Annotated in this window: 14 protein-coding genes and 1 riboswitch; of the genes, 6 read left to right on the top strand and 8 right to left on the bottom strand. The window is 48.3% G+C overall.

Going from position 1 to position 17,911, the window contains the following annotated elements; genetic code table 11:
* Positions 1-21: 21 nt before the first annotated feature.
* The 3 genes from GD630_RS20080 (at position 22) to rseP (ending at position 3,525) form a co-directional block, all read left to right on the top strand.
* A complete protein-coding gene (locus tag GD630_RS20080; RefSeq protein WP_143865038.1) occupies positions 22-882 on the top strand; it encodes a M23 family metallopeptidase in 861 nt (286 codons plus the stop codon).
* Between the two features lie 19 nt (positions 883-901).
* On the top strand, positions 902-2,086 hold the full coding sequence (locus GD630_RS20075; RefSeq protein WP_007766650.1) for a 1-deoxy-D-xylulose-5-phosphate reductoisomerase: 1,185 nt from the start codon (positions 902-904) through the stop codon (positions 2,084-2,086).
* Positions 2,087-2,169: 83 nt separating this feature from the next.
* Complete coding sequence (gene rseP / locus GD630_RS20070; RefSeq protein WP_143865039.1) at positions 2,170-3,525, top strand: RIP metalloprotease RseP; 1,356 nt, start codon at positions 2,170-2,172, stop codon at positions 3,523-3,525.
* A gap of 296 nt (positions 3,526-3,821) precedes the next feature.
* Here rseP and nrdG read toward each other — a convergent pair whose 3' ends face one another.
* From nrdG to GD630_RS20050, 4 genes are all read right to left on the bottom strand, one after another.
* Positions 3,822-4,313, bottom strand: coding sequence for an anaerobic ribonucleoside-triphosphate reductase activating protein (nrdG, locus tag GD630_RS20065; RefSeq protein ID WP_143865040.1), 492 nt, complete (start codon positions 4,311-4,313; stop codon positions 3,822-3,824).
* Between the two features lie 181 nt (positions 4,314-4,494).
* Positions 4,495-6,888: an anaerobic ribonucleoside triphosphate reductase gene (locus tag GD630_RS20060; RefSeq protein WP_143865041.1), complete on the bottom strand. Its 2,394-nt coding sequence runs from the start codon at positions 6,886-6,888 to the stop codon at positions 4,495-4,497.
* 29 nt (positions 6,889-6,917) lie between these two features.
* A riboswitch (cobalamin riboswitch) is annotated at positions 6,918-7,107 on the bottom strand.
* Between the two features lie 379 nt (positions 7,108-7,486).
* Positions 7,487-8,137, bottom strand: a complete 651-nt coding sequence (gene trhA / locus GD630_RS20055) for a PAQR family membrane homeostasis protein TrhA (RefSeq protein WP_143865042.1) — start codon at positions 8,135-8,137, stop codon at positions 7,487-7,489.
* Positions 8,138-8,157: 20 nt separating this feature from the next.
* A complete protein-coding gene (locus GD630_RS20050; RefSeq protein ID WP_143865043.1) occupies positions 8,158-9,057 on the bottom strand; it encodes a diaminopimelate dehydrogenase in 900 nt (299 codons plus the stop codon).
* Positions 9,058-9,244: 187 nt separating this feature from the next.
* Here GD630_RS20050 and ruvA point away from each other — a divergent pair, with 187 nt between their 5' ends.
* Both ruvA and GD630_RS20040 read left to right on the top strand, forming a co-directional pair.
* Entirely contained in the window at positions 9,245-9,850 is a 606-nt protein-coding gene (gene ruvA / locus GD630_RS20045) for a Holliday junction branch migration protein RuvA (protein WP_143865044.1), read from the top strand.
* A 2-nt stretch (positions 9,851-9,852) separates the two neighbouring features.
* A complete protein-coding gene (locus GD630_RS20040; protein WP_182505784.1) occupies positions 9,853-10,854 on the top strand; it encodes a DUF3843 family protein in 1,002 nt (333 codons plus the stop codon).
* Between the two features lie 119 nt (positions 10,855-10,973).
* Here the strand turns inward: GD630_RS20040 and GD630_RS20035 are convergent, their stop codons facing one another.
* Positions 10,974-11,813 (bottom strand): outer membrane protein assembly factor BamD, encoded by an 840-nt coding sequence (locus GD630_RS20035; RefSeq protein WP_007766627.1) that lies wholly within the window; start codon positions 11,811-11,813, stop codon positions 10,974-10,976.
* Positions 11,814-11,910: 97 nt separating this feature from the next.
* Between GD630_RS20035 and GD630_RS20030 the strand changes: the two genes are divergently transcribed.
* Positions 11,911-13,347 (top strand): CCA tRNA nucleotidyltransferase, encoded by a 1,437-nt coding sequence (locus GD630_RS20030; RefSeq protein ID WP_007751415.1) that lies wholly within the window; start codon positions 11,911-11,913, stop codon positions 13,345-13,347.
* Positions 13,348-13,457: 110 nt separating this feature from the next.
* Here GD630_RS20030 and GD630_RS20025 read toward each other — a convergent pair whose 3' ends face one another.
* The 3 genes from GD630_RS20025 to gdhA form a co-directional block, all read right to left on the bottom strand.
* Positions 13,458-14,984, bottom strand: coding sequence for an arylsulfatase (locus tag GD630_RS20025; RefSeq protein ID WP_143865046.1), 1,527 nt, complete (start codon positions 14,982-14,984; stop codon positions 13,458-13,460).
* A gap of 40 nt (positions 14,985-15,024) precedes the next feature.
* A complete protein-coding gene (locus tag GD630_RS20020) occupies positions 15,025-16,188 on the bottom strand; it encodes a M24 family metallopeptidase (RefSeq protein ID WP_007766608.1) in 1,164 nt (387 codons plus the stop codon).
* A gap of 273 nt (positions 16,189-16,461) precedes the next feature.
* Positions 16,462-17,799, bottom strand: a complete 1,338-nt coding sequence (gene gdhA / locus GD630_RS20015) for an NADP-specific glutamate dehydrogenase (RefSeq protein WP_007751409.1) — start codon at positions 17,797-17,799, stop codon at positions 16,462-16,464.
* Positions 17,800-17,911: the final 112 nt, after the last annotated feature.

The following is a 17,911-nucleotide window of genomic DNA, read 5'->3' as shown; positions in this document are numbered from 1 at the left end:
CTTTAATTTTTAATTGTTCAAATGCCAAAGAGAAGACGAAGCAAAGCTTTCTGGAAAAATTTCAAGTTCAAGTATAAACTGACGATTGTCAATGAAAACACGCTTGAAGAGATTGTCGGGCTTCGTGTGTCCAAGCTCAATGGCCTTTCCGTGTTACTCAGCGTACTGACGGTGTTGTTTCTGATCGCAGCCTGCATCATCGCTTTCACCCCTTTGCGCAACTACCTTCCGGGTTATATGAACAGTGAGGTCCGTTCCCAAATCGTGGGTAACGCCTTGCGGGTGGACTCTCTGCAACAGGTGCTCAACCGGCAGAACCTCTATATCATGAACATTCAGGACATTTTCAGCGGCAATATACCCGTCGACAGTGTGCAGACGCTCGACTCGCTGACTACCGTCCGCAAAGACACCTTGATGGAACGCACCAAGCGCGAAGAGGAATTCCGCCGTCAATACGAAGAAACAGAGAAATACAACCTGACTTCCATCACCTCCCAGCCGGATGTGACGGGACTTATCCTGTACCGCCCGACGCGGGGAATGGTTTCCGACCGCTTCGATGCGGAAAAGAAACACTACGGAACGGATATTGCCGCCAATCCCAATGAAAGTGTGCTGGCAACGATGGACGGAACCGTTATTCTGAGTACCTACACCGCCGAAACAGGCTACCTGATCGGTGTGCAACATAGTCAGGATTTGATATCGGTTTATAAGCATTGCGGCTCTCTGCTCAAGAAAGAGGGTGACCGTGTGAAAGGGGGCGAAGCCATCGCTTTGGTGGGTAACAGTGGAACTCTCAGCACGGGTCCGCACCTGCATTTCGAGCTTTGGTACAAAGGCCATCCGGTGAATCCTGAGAAGTATATCGTTTTTTAGTGAGGAGAATATATAAGAAATGAATATAGAAACTAATAAAAAGAAGAAACAAATAGCCATTTTAGGCTCTACCGGGTCTATCGGCACACAGGCATTGCAGGTGATAGAGGAACATCCCGATCTGTACGAGGCATACGCGCTGACGGCCAACAATCGTGTGGAGCTGCTGATAGCTCAGGCGCGGAAGTTTCAGCCGGAAGTTGTCGTGATAGCCAACGAAGAGAAATATACCGAACTGAAAGAAGCTTTGAGCGACCTGCCTATAAAGGTATACGCGGGAACTGACGCCATCTGCCAGATAGTGGAAGCCGGTCCGATTGATATGGTATTGACGGCGATGGTCGGCTATGCCGGACTGAAACCTACCATGAATGCGATTCGGGCAAAGAAAGCCATTGCATTGGCGAATAAGGAGACGTTGGTCGTGGCGGGAGAACTGATTAATGAACTGGCACAGCAATACCGTACACCGATTTTGCCGGTGGACTCCGAACATTCCGCTGTTTTTCAGTGTTTGGCAGGAGAAGTCGGCAATCCGATAGAGAAAGTCATACTGACCGCTTCGGGGGGACCTTTCCGTACCTGCACGCTGGAGCAGCTTAAGTACGTGACCAAGACGCAAGCCTTGAAACACCCCAACTGGGAGATGGGGGCCAAGATTACCATCGACTCCGCTTCTATGATGAACAAAGGTTTTGAGGTTATCGAGGCGAAGTGGCTGTTTGGCGTTCAGCCCAGCCAGATTGAAGTCGTGGTGCATCCGCAATCCGTGATCCACTCTATGGTGCAGTTTGAAGACGGGGCGGTGAAAGCGCAGCTCGGTATGCCTGATATGCGTCTGCCTATCCAATACGCCTTCTCCTATCCGGACCGTATCAGTGCCTCTTTCGACAGGCTCGATTTCTCCAAATGCACGAACCTGACGTTTGAACAGCCCGACACGAAACGGTTCCGCAACCTCGCTCTCGCTTACGAAGCGATGTATCGGGGAGGGAATATGCCTTGCATCGTCAATGCGGCCAACGAAGTGGTAGTCGCTTCTTTCCTGAAAGACGGTATCAGCTTTCTCGGCATGAGTGATGTGATAGAGAAGACGATGGAACAGGCTACGTTTATAGCCAACCCCACGTACGATGACTATGTAGCGACCGATGCGGAAGCGCGGCGAATCGCTTCCGGACTGGTGGGTCGGCAAAGTCTTTAGTTCCTCCCCGAAAAACTATTCATTCGTGTGGATAGTAAAAAGTAAATAGTAATTCGTAAAATATAAATTGTAATATAATAAACATGGAAACATTTTTGATTCGTGCCCTCCAATTGATTATGAGCTTGTCTTTGCTCGTTATCATTCATGAAGGCGGGCATTTCCTTTTTGCCCGTCTGTTTAAGGTGCGTGTAGAAAAATTCTGCTTATTCTTCGACCCCTGGTTCACTCTGTTTAAGTTCAAACCCAAGAAAAGCGAAACGGAATATGCCGTAGGCTGGCTGCCGTTGGGCGGTTATGTGAAGATTGCCGGTATGATTGACGAGTCGATGGATACCGAGCAGATGAAGCAGCCTGAGCAACCGTGGGAGTTTCGTTCCAAACCCGCTTGGCAACGCCTGCTCATTATGGTTGGCGGGGTGCTGTTCAATTTCCTGTTGGCGCTGTTCATCTATTCGATGATTCTTTTTGCATGGGGCGACCAGTATATAAAGGTACAGGAAGCTCCTCTCGGTATGGACTTCAACGAGACCGCCAAGTCTGTCGGCTTCAAAGACGGTGACATACTGCTTTCTGCCGATGGTGTTCCTTTCGAGCGATACGACGGTGATATGTTGAGCCAGATTGCCGACGCCCGCGAAGTAAGCGTACTGCGCAACGGTGCGAAAGCTTCAGTCTACATTCCCGAAGACTTTATGCAACGCCTCCTGGTGGACAGTGTCCGTTTTGCCTCCTTTCGTTTTCCGTACGTTGTAGATAGCGTCATGGTCAACTCTCCTGCCGCGCAAGCGGGTATTTTGCCGGGCGATAGTATCATTGCCCTGAACGGAACGCCTATCTCTTTCTCCGATTTCAAGGAAATGATGGCGGAACGTAAGAAAAACGAGGCTGCGCTTCTCAATGACAGTATCGACCCGCGTTTGATCACCCTCACTTATGTACGTGGCGGCGTGGAGGACACACTGAGTATGCGTGTGGATTCCGCTTACCTGATGGGTGTGACCGCTTGCGTGTTGACCGATCGTTTGTTGCCGATGGTGAAAAAGGAGTATGCTTTCCTCGAATCTTTCCCCGCAGGTATCTCACTCGGTGTCAAGACGTTGGAAGGCTATGTCGGAAATATGAAGTACCTCTTCTCTAAAGAAGGAGCCAAGCAACTGGGTGGCTTCGGAACGATTGGCAGTATTTTCCCCGCAACGTGGGATTGGCATCAGTTCTGGTACATGACAGCTTTCCTGTCCATTATTCTGGCTTTCATGAATATACTGCCTATTCCCGCATTGGACGGTGGTCATGTGCTCTTCCTCTTCTACGAGATGATAGCCCGTCGCAAACCGAGTGACAAGTTTATGGAGTATGCCCAGATGACTGGTATGGTCCTGCTCTTCGGTCTTCTTATATGGGCGAATTTCAATGATATTTTGAGGTTCTTCTTCTGAATCTCTTGAAGGAAATCCTGTTTTCATGAAGTTGCGATTTCAGCAACTTCATGAAACTTTATAAAAGTGGAAATACCTTCCGATTACAGGGAATCAAGAGCGTATTTGTATAGCAAATAGCTTATAATCAGTGAACTAACATACCCGTTCTCTTGAATACAAAAAAGGCGTTTTAACACTGTGTTAAAACGCCTTTTTTGTATTCAAGGAACCGCCTTTTCTCTCTACCAAGAACCGCCCTTTCTCCATTTCCCTTCCCGCCTTGTCCTGCGAAAAGCCGGACTCTATGTTAAAATTTAACGGTTCAGCTTCAGAATCCTTTGATTACTGCTTCCTCTGAACTCCAGATAGGGAGAGAAAAGCGACTGCTCAAAACGTCCGTCCACCAGTACGTCGATATAGGTTAGTATTGCCTTCAAGCGGGGTTGTTCCTGAATCTCTTCGTACGTATAACCAGTGTAGCACCATACGTTCATCCCGGTTTCCTCCTTCACCCGCCTGACGAGCGACAGGAATGCTTCCGGATCATAGAACGGATCTCCACCGGAGAATGTCACCCCATCCAGCAGCGGATTGGCTTTAATCTCCTTGATAATGCTTTGAATCTTCTCCTCTGTCAACCGTTCCCCCGCTTCCGGATTCCAGCTTTCCGGATTGTGGCAGCCGGGACAGTGATGAGAACATCCGGCAAGGTAAATAGAATACCGGATCCCCTCACCATCTACTATCGTCTCCGGATAGACCGTTAATAAGTTGAGAGTGGAGAGTTGAGAGTTGAGAGTTTTCATAATTGGTTGAGATAAAGTAATTTAAATAAAAAAAAGTGGGAGATAAGAGTTAAAAGCTAAGGGTTAAGAGCTAAGAACTTGTAGAAGTTGAGAATTAAGAGTTAAGAGTTGAGAGTTAAGAATTAAGAGTTAAAACATCATCTCCCTTCACTCTCAACTCTCCCCTCTCAACTCTCCCCTTCTACAAGTTCTTTACCCGGTCCTTTTCTTCTGCTCGTTTGGCAGAGTTCCACGAGCTTAAATCACCGGTCAGATAGCCTGTGATGCGACGCATACGGAGGATGCTTTCGCTTTGGCAAACCGGGCATTTATCAAAAATCACCCCTTTGTAACCGCAGTTGTGGCACGTATCCACCGGATGATTGATCGAGCCGTAGCCGATTCCCTCGTCGTGCATCACTTTCACGATTTTGGCGATGGCGCGTACATTTTTCTGTGCTTCGCCGTCCAGTTCTACATACGTGATATGCCCACCGCGTGTGATGGCGTGGAAAGGAGCTTCGCACTTGATTTTCTCTACAATGCTAATCTGCTCTTTTACATCCACGTGGAAAGAGTTGACATAATAATCCCGATCCGTCACTCCGGGAATCTTCCCGTACTTCCGTCTGTCCATTTTGGTGAAACGTCCGGAGAGTCCTTCAGCGGGAGTAGCCAGAACAGAGTAATTCAAGTTGTATTTCGCTTTGTATTCGTCTACTACCTTATTCATTTCCATCACCGCTTCGTACAACGTGTCCCATGCCTTCCGGCTATGTCCGTGACCCTCTCCGTAGAGTGCCATCATCGCGTTGTGTCCGCCGATGAATCCGATTCCCAACGTTCCGCTGCGCAATACGTCGCCCACCTGCTCGTTCGGGTTCAAGTCCGCACCGCCTTTCCATACATTATTCCCCATCATGAAAGGGAACTGGCGTGCAAGAGCTGTACGTTGGTACTGATAACGTTCGTAAAGCTGGTCTGCCACCAAAGCAGCCATAGAGTGCACGGATTCAATGAAAATCTCCTTCGCCTTCTGTTCTATGGCAGCCGTGTTGCGTTCGTCCTCTATCAGATTCTCCGCCTTGATGCGGGCTTCGATGGCGAGTCTCGGCATATTGAGCGTGGTGAAAGACAGATTGCCTCGTCCCAATGATGACTTTTCTCCTACCACGTTTTCAAACACACGGGTGCGGCAACCCATCGTTGCCAACTCGTAGATGTACCGTTTCGGATCATCCGCTTTCCATTTCTCGTTCGTGTTGAAAGGCGTGTCGAGGAACATGAAGTTCGGGAACAACGCTTTTGCGGTTGTCTGGCAGGCTTTCAGCAGCAGATCGAAGTTGGGAGCTTCGTAACGGTCGTTCATGGCCTCTTCTATGTTTTCCGCTTTCATAGCCTTTTCAAAATCCTTTTCCGAGTAAGACACCCCGTCCTTCACCTTGAAAATCTGAATGGGGAAGACGGGCACTTCGCCTCGTGTGCCCAGTCCCTCGATTGTGGCTTTCAGTAACTCTTCAATTACCATGCGGCCTTCGGCGGAAGTGTCCGTACCGTAGTTTATCGAGCTGAATACCACCTGGTTACCTCCGCGAGAGTGCATCGTGTTCAGGTTGTGGATAAATCCCTCCATCGCCTGATGCGTGTCCTTGCGAGTCTGCTGATAAGCCTTTTCCACAATTCTTGCGAGGTGTTCCTTGTCTATGATGATCTGCAAGGCTATCAGAGCGATGCGTAATGTCTCACGTTCGGTTTCGGTGGACTTGATGGAGGGAAGATACTCCTCGATCAACGTGCGGATAGCCTTTTCGTCCGCCTGGCTTCCGTTTTCCATCGCCACGTAGAAGTTGATGAACGAAGCCAGATGTTTGCGGAACGACTTCGCTACTCCTTTCGCCATGAAGAAATCGAAGGCGGGGATTGCCTGTCCTCCGTGTTGCTCGTTCTGGTTGGTTTGGAAAATGATGGTTGCCAGCGTGGCGTAGCTCTGAATGCTCTGTGGCGTGCGGATACTTCCGTTCTTGGTACGGAATCCGCGTTCAAAGAGGTCGTCCATGTCATACTGGATGCAGGTCGTCGTCTTTGTCGGATAGTAATCCAAGTCGTGGATGTGGATGTCGCCCAATTGGTGTGCTTCCGCAAAACGTTTCGGCAACAGGTATTTATAGGTATAATCTTTGGTCACTTCGGAGGCGAAAGTCATCATTTGCCCGGCAGGCGTGTGGCTGCTCATGTTGGCGTTGCTCAGATTGACATCGTTCTTGTCGATGGCGACGATACCGTCCATCACGTGCTTCATCTGGGTTTTCTTGTCCCGTTCCGTGTTCCGCCATTCGCGATAGATAATGTACTTCTTCGCTACTTCAGGGCGCACCTTCATCAATGCTTTTTCCACCAAGTCCTGAATCTCCTCTACGGTAATGGTAGGGGTGGCAAATTGGCTGATTACGTTCATCGTGATGTCAGCCACCAACTGCTGTTCATCCTGGATACCGGTTGCATTGAATGCCTTACTGATCGCATTCTTGATCTTACTGATAGAGAAATCTTCTCTTTTACCATCACGTTTGATGATACAAATTTCCGCGTAGTTCATAACTTTAACTCCCGAAAGTGATTAATAATAAGTTGATTCTGATTCCGGCAGGTCTTCTGACTTATCCCTCCCCCGCAACACCTTCCCACATCCGTTGTCGATGCAGTGGCTTACCGTGCGGATTCTTAGAGAATTACAGCAGCGGGTACTGTCGCCGATTTGCACAGCGTTCCCTCATTGACTAAACCTCTTTTTAGTTCCGAAACCGGATACAAAGATAGAAGATAATCCAATAGCTTGGTTCGCTTTTAACATTAAATTTTGGGAAACTTTTCTTTCTTGCTGATACAGAAAGTTTTCCGTTTTGGAAAACTTTTCTTTAAGTTATTCTTTAAAAGTTGTGTGAAACTCTCCGTTGTTCTTCTTGTCTATATTATGATGGGCCATTCGTTAATTTTTAGATTTAACTACGTTAAATGTTAACGAATATCTGATATCTATTAAACCGTGTTATAAATGTTCCTGCTTTGCCTCGAAAATTTGGAGATATGAGGAAAGTCCGTATCTTTGTAGTGTGTTTTTCATAGTATTAGATTTAAGGTTAATAAAGATTGGCTGTCTGGGATAGATGGCCTTTTTTTTTGTCCGTATGCGTCCTTTATAAAACCAGCCAGATCGCCACGATGTGCCCTACGCTTCCGCCGAGACAGAACAGATGGAAAGCGGCGTGCATATAAGGCTTGCGCAGCGAATAGAATACAGCTCCTGTAATGTATGAAATGCCTCCGCCTATCAGCCACCAGAAAGCGGGGGAGGCACCGGTCATTTCCAACTGATCGAGAAGAGGCTTCATTGCCACCAGTATACATGCCCCCATACCCACATAACAAACCGTTTCGAGATTGCTATGTTCTTTCAGCTTTTTGAAACTAAGGATGAAACCGGCAATGGCGGACAGCCAGACAAATGCGAAAATACCCCATCCCCAACCGCCTGCATGGCGCAAGACGAGTAGTGTGAACGGAGTATAAGTGCCTGCTATGTGCAGATAGATGGCTCCGTGGTCAAATTTACGGAGCTGTTCTTTCAGTGCTCCCGGACGACTGCCGTGATACCAGGTAGAACTGACGTAAGAAGAAAGCATTCCCGCCAGATAGACAATCACGCAGGGCACTGCCCATTGCGGATCAGCAGCAACGGAAGCTTTTCGCAGTAAGAAATATCCTGCTACGATTCCGAGAAGAATGCCTGCCCCATGGCTGAGGGTGTTCGCCCATTCTTCCCGGTTGCTATATCGTTTGTTTTTCAATGTCGCTCGACTAAACCCGACTACACCAAATGTCCGATCCACTCTTCGCGGTCGCCCGGAAGGAGGTCGATTACCGGAATTTCTACCATTGTGTAACATCCCGGTTGCTGTTTCATGGAAGCGCGCGCCACGCACACCAATACCTGTGCGGTCAGTGCGGGGTTGTTGATACGCATATTGAATTCGAACAACTGGTTCTGGGTTTTGCCGGATACGCCCTTGCGGGTCAGGTTCACGCCGTGTCCCATGTCGAGCAGGGCGTCTACGCTCGGAACGAGTTTCACGTGTGTTTCATCGTTCACAAAGTAAGGATCTGCTTTGATGGCAGCAGCTACTTCTTCGAATTTATATCCCTCTTTCAGTTCGATGTATACCATACGGCGGTGGATTCCCGTTCCGGTCGGAATAGTCATGGAAAGGGCAGCCTTCACTCCGTCAATCGCTTTCACGGCTACGGTGTGTCCCATGCTCATACCCGGACCGAAGTTCGTGTACGTGATGCCTTTCGGAGCGATCGCTTCCAGCATGGTGCGTACGATGGAGTCACTTCCCGGATCCCATCCGGCAGAGATGATCGATACGGCTTTATGCTCTTTGGCGGTAGCGTTTAGTGTACGGCGCAAGTCTACGATGCCGGTATGGATATCGAAACTGTCCACTGTATTAATGCCCATCGCCAAGTATTCTTTGGCATATTTCTCTACGCTGCGGGTCGGCGTGCAAAGAATAGCTACGTCTACCTCTCCCAGCTCTTTTATGTCCTTCACTACTGCGTAGTTTGCTAACTCTTCCGGTTTGTTCTCTGCTCCGGCACGGCGAACGACTCCGGCTATTTCGAAATCAGGTGCTGCCTGAAGCGCTTCAAGTACATAATGTCCAATGTTGCCATAACCAACGATGACAGCTCTTACTTTTTTCATTCTTTTCTTGGTTTTAATGAACAAATTTCTTTCTTTTGCCTGCAAAAGTAAACAATTTACTACTAACTTTGGTTCATCTGCTTTAATATTTTTATTTTTTTCATATTCTTCGTATCTGATGTACAAAAGAATAATCTGTGAGAATCAGTGTAATCTGTGGTGAGAAAGTTTTATCTTTGTACCCGTTATGATAGAATACATTAGAGGCGAGCTTGCCGAACTTAGTCCGGCAACCGCAGTGATCGACTGTAACGGGGTGGGCTATGCCGCCAATATATCTCTGAACACCTATTCGGCCATTCAGGGAAAGAAAACCTGTAAGTTGTATATATATGAAGCCATTCGTGAGGACGCTTATGTGCTCTACGGATTTGCCGAGAAGCAGGAGAGGGAGATTTTCCTGTTGCTGATTTCCGTGTCGGGCATTGGCGGGAATACGGCGCGTATGATCCTCTCCGCCCTTTCGCCTGCCGAGCTGGTAAACGTCATCAGTACCGAGAATGCGAACTTGTTGAAGACGGTGAAGGGAATCGGGCTGAAGACTGCGCAACGGGTGATTGTCGACCTGAAAGATAAGATAAAGACAATGGGAGCGTCCGCTGCCGGTGGAAGTGCCGTTGGCGGTATGCTGCTGCAGGCTGCCAACGCGGAAGTGCAGGAGGAAGCTGTGGCTGCATTGACGATGCTTGGCTTTGCTGCTGCGCCTTCGCAGAAGGTGGTGCTGGCTATCTTGATGGAAGAGCCGGAAGCTCCGGTGGAAAAGGTTATTAAACTGGCTTTGAAACGATTATAATGATGAGGCAATCAAAGATTTATATGCGCCCGTGGCTTGAGATTCACCACCGGACGAAGAAAACGGATACGGACGAGTGGTACATGGGGTTGGCCAATGAGCTGTTGCCGTTGGTGATGACTTTCCCTTTGTATGAAGGAAACCCGGACGTAGCGGAAGACCAGCGTCGGTTGGCTCTGACGTGCGCTCTGTATCTGGAGGACTGCGTGGCGGATGCGGGAAACTGGCGGGAGTTTATCCATTGGCATAAGAGGAGTTATGGTCGTTATCTGCCGTTCTATTCGTTGACGGAGGATTACTTGCCGGACGAGATTAACCGTGAGGATATCGCTTTTCTTCTGTGGGCGCTCAGTTCGACGAGCAGTGACAGTTTCCCGTTCAACGACGTGGAGAATCCGTTGGATGAGACGTTGCTTGAGTTGGCGGACGTACTTTACGAACGTCTGGATGCGGCTTTCGAGTCGGCTCCTATCAGTGATGAACTGGCTTCGAACTGGATGATGGACAGGAGGCTGATGGAAAAGGAACGTGAACCTCTGCCTGAGATTGTGCCGGGAGCGGCATTGCCGGCGGATGTGGAACATTTTCTGGAAGCCGGTAAGGGCGAACCGCTCATGTTCTTTGACTCGTATGATGCCCTGAAGTTTTTCTTCGTCCATTCTCTGAAATGGGAAGACGATGAAGAGGCTTTGTTGCCCGAACTGGCGGAGTTTGACAACTTTGTTGTCTATGGCAATCTGAAAGGCGTGCTGGTGGCTCCGGATGTTGCCAAATACTTTGCAGCGGGGAATAATCCGTTGTATGACGCTGCGACAACGGAGGAGGAAGCATACGAGATGTTCTGTGAAGGGGGATTGTGCCCGTTCGATTTGTTAAAGTATGGCATGGAACATAACTTGTTGCCGGAGGCGCAATTCCCGTTTGAGAACGGAAAGGCATTGCTTCACGACAACTGGGACTTCGTGGCTCGCTGGTTCCTGAGAGAATTTTATGAAGGGGACTAATAGGTAGCGTTATGCCGATCAAGAAAAGTAACAACCCTTTTGCCGGAAAGGCTAATAATCAATTGAACAGACGGGTGAAGTGACCCGTCTGTCTTTTTATCTTAGAGTGATGGCTTTCATTATTTATCCGTCGGTTCTTCCTGTGCTTTCCGTTCTTTCTTCTTATTGATAAATCCGATTTTCAAGTTGGCGGCTTCCTGTTCTTTCTTTATCTCCTGCATGGCGGAGAGGATTTGCGCCAATTCGTAGACATTTGCCGCAGCCTGGCGGTCGGTCGGGCTCATAGTCGTTTTATAGGAGCGGTCGCCGATAAATTCCACACGGATATTCTTGTCCTTGTTGAAGTTGATGAAGCCGATAACGTTACCGTCCTCCCCCAGTTTATAGTCCGCTTTCTCTATTTTCTCGTTCATGTCGGCTGTCTCGTAGCTGTCTTTGGAGGCGGGAGTTTCTGCGAAGCTGCCGTCGGGAGCAATCACTTTGACCCCTACGTGATGGATGTTGCCGGAACCGCAGTAGATGGAAGTCATGCTCATCTTGCCCAGTTCGTCCACCTGAAAGCGGAGGAAAGAACGGTGCATGTTTTTTTCGACAGTCTGCGTAGGCCATAGATAATTGCCCACCTGTTGGTATTCCGCATCTTTCTCAAGGATGAATTTGTCTTTGATGGCGTTAAACTCCTCAGTCTTGGCCCGGAGGGCGCTGTCCAGGTAAGCAAGCGTTTTCTGCTGCGCTTTCGTCTCTACATCCAGCATCAATGCCTGTCCCGCTTTGCGTGCCTCGAACGCTTTGGGATACAAAATCTTGATACTGTCGATCTGCGACTTGGCTTCTTCATAGTCGCCACGTTCGTAGGCCGCTTGGGCGACCATCAGTTTCTCATTGGCTTTTTTCTCGATTCCATTTCCGCAGGCAGCCAGTGCCAGTGTTCCGCAAAAGAAGATTGTTAGTTTTTTCATCACAAATTCTGTTTACTATTTGGTTATTTAGGGCAAAAGTACGAATATATCCCTTATTTTTGTAATTTTGTCCCCTCAAAACTTATAACTAAGAAGAATGATAGAGTTGACTCAAGAGGAATTGAAGCAGCATTTTAGCGAGCCCATCTTCGGGAAGATAGCCGAAACGGCCGATACGCTCGGTCTGGAGTGTTACGTCGTAGGCGGCTATGTTCGTGATATTTTTCTGCAACGTCCCTCTAAAGATATAGACGTGGTGGTGGTAGGCAGTGGGATAGCGATGGCGGAAGCGCTCGGAAAACATCTGGGACGCGGCGCTCATGTCTCTGTCTTCAAGAACTTCGGAACAGCACAGGTGAAATATAAAGGTACGGAAGTGGAATTTGTGGGGGCGCGCAGAGAGTCCTACCAACGGGATTCCCGCAAGCCGATTGTGGAGGACGGGACGTTGGAAGACGATCAGAACCGTCGTGACTTCACAATTAATGCCCTCGCCGTCTGCCTCAATAAGGGACGCTTCGGTGAACTGGTAGACCCGTTCGGAGGACTGGAGGATATGAAGGAGAAGACGATCCGCACTCCGCTCGATCCGGACATCACCTTCAGTGACGATCCGTTGCGGATGATGCGTTGTATCCGTTTTGCTACGCAGCTGGGATTTTATATTGATGATGACACGTTCGATTCTCTTTGCCGCAATAAGGACCGGATTGAAATTATATCGCGTGAGCGTATTGCCGACGAACTCAATAAGATAATTCTTTCACCGATTCCATCGAAAGGTTTTATCGACTTGGACCGTAGCGGACTGCTCCCGTTGATTTTTCCGGAGCTGGCTGCCTTGCAAGGGGTGGAAACCCGGAACGGGCGTTCGCATAAGGATAATTTTTATCATACGCTCGAAGTGCTGGATAATATCAGCAAAAAGACCGACAATCTTTGGTTGCGTTGGGCTGCCTTGCTGCACGACATTGCCAAACCTGTGACTAAACGTTGGGAACCGAAGGCGGGGTGGACTTTCCATAATCATAATTTTATCGGTGAGAAGATGATTCCGAATATTTTCCGGAAGATGAAGTTGCCGATGAATGAGAAGATGAAGTATGTGCAGAAGATGGTCAGTCTCCACATGCGTCCTATCGTGATAGCGGATGATGTGGTGACGGATTCGGCTGTCCGCCGTCTGCTTTTTGAGGCGGGGGATGACATCGACGACCTGATGACGCTCTGTGAAGCGGACATCACTTCTAAAAATATGGAACGTAAGCAACGTTTCCTGAATAACTTTCAACTGGTGCGGCAGAAGCTGAAAGACCTGGAGGAAAAAGACCGGATTCGCAATTTCCAGCCCCCTGTGAGCGGTGAGGAGATCATGGAGACTTTCGGATTGCAACCGTGCCGGGAGGTGGGGACTCTGAAAAGTGCGATAAAGGATGCGATTCTGGATGGAGTGATCCCGAATGAATATGAAGCTGCCCGCACCTTTATGTTGGCACGGGCAAAGAAGATGGGGCTGACACCGGTTATCGGCTAGGTTTCGCTGTTTAATAAAAAAAAGAGGGAAGTGAGTTGACTACAAATTGTAGTCAACTGAAAATGAAATTGGCTGACGGGAAGATGTATTTGGCTGATGTTGTGACGCAATTACTGCGTAGGTAATGTTACCGAAAAATGCGGATTCGGAGTATGTTGCTCAAAGATGATGGCTTTCATCTTTTTTACAATGTCCGGGTGCTGGAGGGCTATATCGTTGTCTTCGTGAATGTCCGTCTTCAAGTTATATAATGAAGGACTTCCTTTTTTTACGATTAGCTTCCAGTCGTTCATGCGCACTGCTATCTGGTCTGTCTCGTCGAATTCCCAGTACAGGAATTTATGTTGTTTTTGCTTTTTCTTTCCCAGTAATGTCGGCGCAAAAGAGATTCCGTCAAAATAGTCGGTCTCCTTCTTTTTATTGCGGTATTTCTTTTCATAATTCTTGATACCCGCCACTTCGCAGAAAGTAGGCATTAAGTCATAGAAAGCGCAGATGTGGTCGCTCACTTTACCGGCGGGCACACGTCCCGGCCAACGGGCTATGAACGGAATGCGGATACCGCCTTCGTGGCACTGGCGTTTCAATCCGCGCAGCTTTCCGTCTCTACCGAAGAAAGTAGGGTCGGCTCCACCTTCCTCATGAGGACCGTTGTCGCTGGAGAAAATGACTAATGTGTTCTCGTCCAGTCCTTTCTCTTTCAGCTTTTTCAGTACTTCGCCTACATAATAATCCAGACGGGTAATCATGCCGGCGAATTGAGCGTGCGTATGAGTAACCGCATTATAACGTGACCATTTACTACCTTTGAAAATTTTATCAGGACTAAACTCCGCTTTGTATTCGTTCAGAATCGAGTCCTCCGGCTGTACAAGTTCCGCATGGGGAAGAGTGTAGGTGAATATGCCGAAGAACGGTTGCTTGCCATCTTGTCTGTTCAGCCATTCCAAAGCTTTTTGATGGATAATGTCGGCGGAATATTGAGGACGTTTCCGGTATTCGGGACCGAACATCGGATACTTGATGTTTTCGTCCATAACTACGCGTACCACTCCGGTATCACCCAATGCTTTACTGTAACGGTTTAAGAAATTAGGATAGTAGAGGTGCGCTTGAAACTGGCAGATGTAGCCATAGTATTCGTCTATACCCCGTTTGTCGGGAGTGGAGCAGGAGCCCTCATAGCCTCCTGCCCATTTACCGAACATTCCTGTAGTATATCCGTTGTCTTTCATTATTTCCGGCAGTATGATGTGCTCCGGATCGTATGGATGTTGCCCTACTACTGCGTATTCTTTATTGTCCCCATACATCACGGTGGGAGCATTTTTCCAATATTCTTTGTTTCCCCGCACTTCGCAATGACCGCTGTGTTGTCCCGTCATGACTGAAGCTCTTGAAGGTGCGCTGACAGGGCTACCGGCATACGCCTGTGTGAAGCGCATCCCTTCATTTGCCATAGCGTCGATATGAGGGGTGCGGATAAACGGTTGACCGTAGCAGGCCAAATCTCCATATCCCATGTCATCGCAGAGAATAAATAAAATATTCGGTTGGGCGTTCCTTTGCTGCGCATGGATGGATAATGCAGGCAAAAGTAAAGCACTGCCGATGAATGAAACAGATATGTAATTCATTTTATTGGGTTGTTTGAATAAGGTTTGTGTCCGGACGAGTTTAACTCAGCTCAATGATTTCTTCACGGCAGTTCGTCAGTTTCTCGATGCCTTCGTTCGTCACCACCCAAGAGTTTTCTATACCTACAGGACCTACTCCCGGAAGTACGATTTTCGGTTCGAGGGCAAACACCATGCCCGGTTCGAGTTCCTGCTTCATGCGGGGGGCCAGTACGGGAGCTTCGTTGATTTCGAGGCCGATGCCGTGGCCGATAAACTTCGCTTGCTGGTTGGTTCCCATGAATTTGTCTCTGAATCCGGCTTCCGTCGCTATTTGGATGGCGGTGTCATACAGTTGCTCGCAGGCAACACCCGGACGGGCAATGGAAGCTATCTTTTCCTGAATATCCAGACAGACCTGATGTGCCGCATAAGCTTCTTCCGGCAGTTTCCCGATAGAGAACACCCGGCTCATGTCGCCCATATATCCGTTGAAGTTGCCTCCTAAATCGACCATGACGCTTTGTCCTTCTTTCAACGGAGTCTTGTTGGCTCCTCCCGGCAGGGCAGGGTCGAGACCTTGTCCGCCCAGTGCGAAGTCGTATGGAGAAGGATATCCGGCGTTGTCTCCCGTGAGTACGCTGCCCATGAAGATTTCCATGCTGCGTCCGAACACCCGGAAAATGCCCAGACACCCTTGCAGGCGCATCAGACGTTCTATCTCGATAGAGAATTCTATATCCGTCATTCCCGGACGGTATACGCTCGGAATCTGTTCGTAAGCTTTCGCATGGGCAATGCCCGAACGGCGTAACATTTCGATTTCAACCGGTGTCTTCACACTACGCGCCTGACGGATCAGCGGAGTGCCGTTCACCACTTCGGTTTCGGGGAAAAGACTTGCCAGACGGCAATATTCCGTGTAAGGAAGTTCGTCGCCCTCCAACATCAGCTTGGTCGGCATGGGCAATCCGTTTTCTTTCAGCAGATCGACAATCTGTTCCGGTTTGCGGATAGGGAACGAATGTTCGCCTGTGATATTATTGGGACGTTTGAAAAACAACAATGCGGGTGAATGGAGCGGAAGATAAAGGTAACCGCTGACAACGCAGCCGTATGTATAAATCAGATTTGTATTACAAGTAATGAGCGCAGCGTCAATGCCCTGCAACGCCATCAGACTGCGAATCTTATCGCGACGGAATTTTAATTCGGGTTGTAGCATTTTTATTTAGTTATTTATTTATTCGATAATGCCGCAAAGATAATTAATTCCCATCGAAAATAACGTTAATCTCATAAAAATAGCGCCACCCGCGTCCTGTCACAGGAGGCGAGTGGCGCAAACCACAAATACAAATACAACTAAACAAAGTCTTCTAAATGAATCTAGAAATTAAAAATTAGAAACTAAAAATTAAATAATTTGTGAATCCCAAGCCAACCAGCTCCCGTCCACCTTCTATTTTTCTGCCTTTTAATTTTTAATCTTTAATTATCAAATGACGCCTTGTCCCATCATTGCATGGGCTACTTTCATGAATCCGGCAATGTTGGCTCCCTTCACATAGTTAATGTATCCGTCGGGCTCCGTGCCGTATTTCACACATTGGGCATGGATGCCGTGCATGATTGCATGAAGCTTTTCATCCACTTCTGCGGCACTCCAGCTGAGGTGCATGGCGTTTTGAGACATTTCCAGTCCGGATGTGGCAACACCGCCTGCGTTGACTGCTTTACCCGGTGCGTACATCTTTTTATGCTCGATGAATAAATCGATGGCTTCCGGCGTACAGCCCATGTTGGAAATTTCTCCGACACAAAGTACGTCATTTTTTATGAGATTTTGTGCATCTTCTCCATTTAATTCATTCTGAGTTGCACAAGGAAGTGCAATATCAGCTTTTACTTCCCACGGACGCTTGCCCTCGACGAAGGTCGCACCCGGATATTTTTCCGCGTATGGAGCAACTATATCATTGCCCGAAGCTCGAAGCTCCAGCATGTAGTCTATCTTTTCGCCACTGATGCCGTCGGGATCGTAAACGTATCCGTCCGGTCCGGAGATTGTAATCACTTTAGCACCCAGTTCGGTGGCTTTCGTGGCTGCCCCCCAAGCTACGTTTCCGAACCCGGAGATAGCGACGGTCTTACCTTTTATATCAATTCCTTTTGCCTGTAACATCTGATTCACGAAATACAAACCGCCGAAACCGGTAGCTTCGGGACGAATCAGAGAACCGCCGAACTCCAATCCCTTGCCGGTGAAAGTTCCTGTAAATTCACGCGTCAGCTTCTTGTACATACCGAACATATAACCCACTTCGCGTCCGCCTACGCCGATATCACCGGCGGGAACATCCATATCCGGACCCAGATGACGCCACAGCTCCAGCATGAACGCCTGGCAGAAACGCATGATTTCAGCATCGCTCTTACCGCGTGGTGAGAAGTCGGAACCGCCTTTGCCGCCACCCATAGGCAGAGTGGTCAGTGCGTTCTTGAAAGTCTGTTCGAAGCCGAGAAACTTCAGGATGGAAAGATTGACGGAAGCATGGAAACGGATACCGCCTTTGTACGGGCCGATAGCGTTGTTGAATTGTACGCGGTAGCCGAGATTGGTCTGCACTTCGCCTTTATCGTCCACCCACGTCACACGGAAAGTAAAGATACGGTCGGGTTCGACCAGTCTTTCTATGATTTTGGCTTTTTCAAATTCAGGATGTTGATTGTATATATCTTCAATGGACAGAAGAACCTCTTTGACAGCTTGAAGATACTCAGATTCACCGGGATGTTTTGCCTCCAGAGAGGACATGATTTTTTGGATGTTCATGATACTATAGTTTAAAAGGTTAATTCTGATAAAATGTCAACTAACTATCTGCAAATATAGGGAAATATTTGAAATGCGATTATTTTTAAGGCGTTATTTTGATTAAATAATG

It is taken from the genome of Bacteroides zhangwenhongii (assembly GCF_009193325.2).
Classification (GTDB): domain Bacteria; phylum Bacteroidota; class Bacteroidia; order Bacteroidales; family Bacteroidaceae; genus Bacteroides; species Bacteroides zhangwenhongii.
Note: the sequence above shows the minus strand (reverse complement) of the source record. Positions and strands in the feature narration are given on the sequence as shown.

Coding starts and splice junctions, on each gene's coding strand:
- GD630_RS20080 (WP_143865038.1), top strand. CDS start 22: ATGCCAAAGAGAAGACGAAGCAAAGCTTTCTGGAAAAATTTCAAGTTC.
- GD630_RS20075 (WP_007766650.1), top strand. CDS start 902: ATGAATATAGAAACTAATAAAAAGAAGAAACAAATAGCCATTTTAGGC.
- rseP (WP_143865039.1), top strand. CDS start 2,170: ATGGAAACATTTTTGATTCGTGCCCTCCAATTGATTATGAGCTTGTCT.
- nrdG (WP_143865040.1), bottom strand. CDS start 4,313: ATGAAAACTCTCAACTCTCAACTCTCCACTCTCAACTTATTAACGGTC.
- GD630_RS20060 (WP_143865041.1), bottom strand. CDS start 6,888: ATGAACTACGCGGAAATTTGTATCATCAAACGTGATGGTAAAAGAGAA.
- GD630_RS20050 (WP_143865043.1), bottom strand. CDS start 9,057: ATGAAAAAAGTAAGAGCTGTCATCGTTGGTTATGGCAACATTGGACAT.
- ruvA (WP_143865044.1), top strand. CDS start 9,245: ATGATAGAATACATTAGAGGCGAGCTTGCCGAACTTAGTCCGGCAACC.
- GD630_RS20040 (WP_182505784.1), top strand. CDS start 9,853: ATGAGGCAATCAAAGATTTATATGCGCCCGTGGCTTGAGATTCACCAC.
- GD630_RS20035 (WP_007766627.1), bottom strand. CDS start 11,813: ATGAAAAAACTAACAATCTTCTTTTGCGGAACACTGGCACTGGCTGCC.
- GD630_RS20030 (WP_007751415.1), top strand. CDS start 11,911: ATGATAGAGTTGACTCAAGAGGAATTGAAGCAGCATTTTAGCGAGCCC.
- GD630_RS20025 (WP_143865046.1), bottom strand. CDS start 14,984: ATGAATTACATATCTGTTTCATTCATCGGCAGTGCTTTACTTTTGCCT.
- GD630_RS20020 (WP_007766608.1), bottom strand. CDS start 16,188: ATGCTACAACCCGAATTAAAATTCCGTCGCGATAAGATTCGCAGTCTG.
- gdhA (WP_007751409.1), bottom strand. CDS start 17,799: ATGAACATCCAAAAAATCATGTCCTCTCTGGAGGCAAAACATCCCGGT.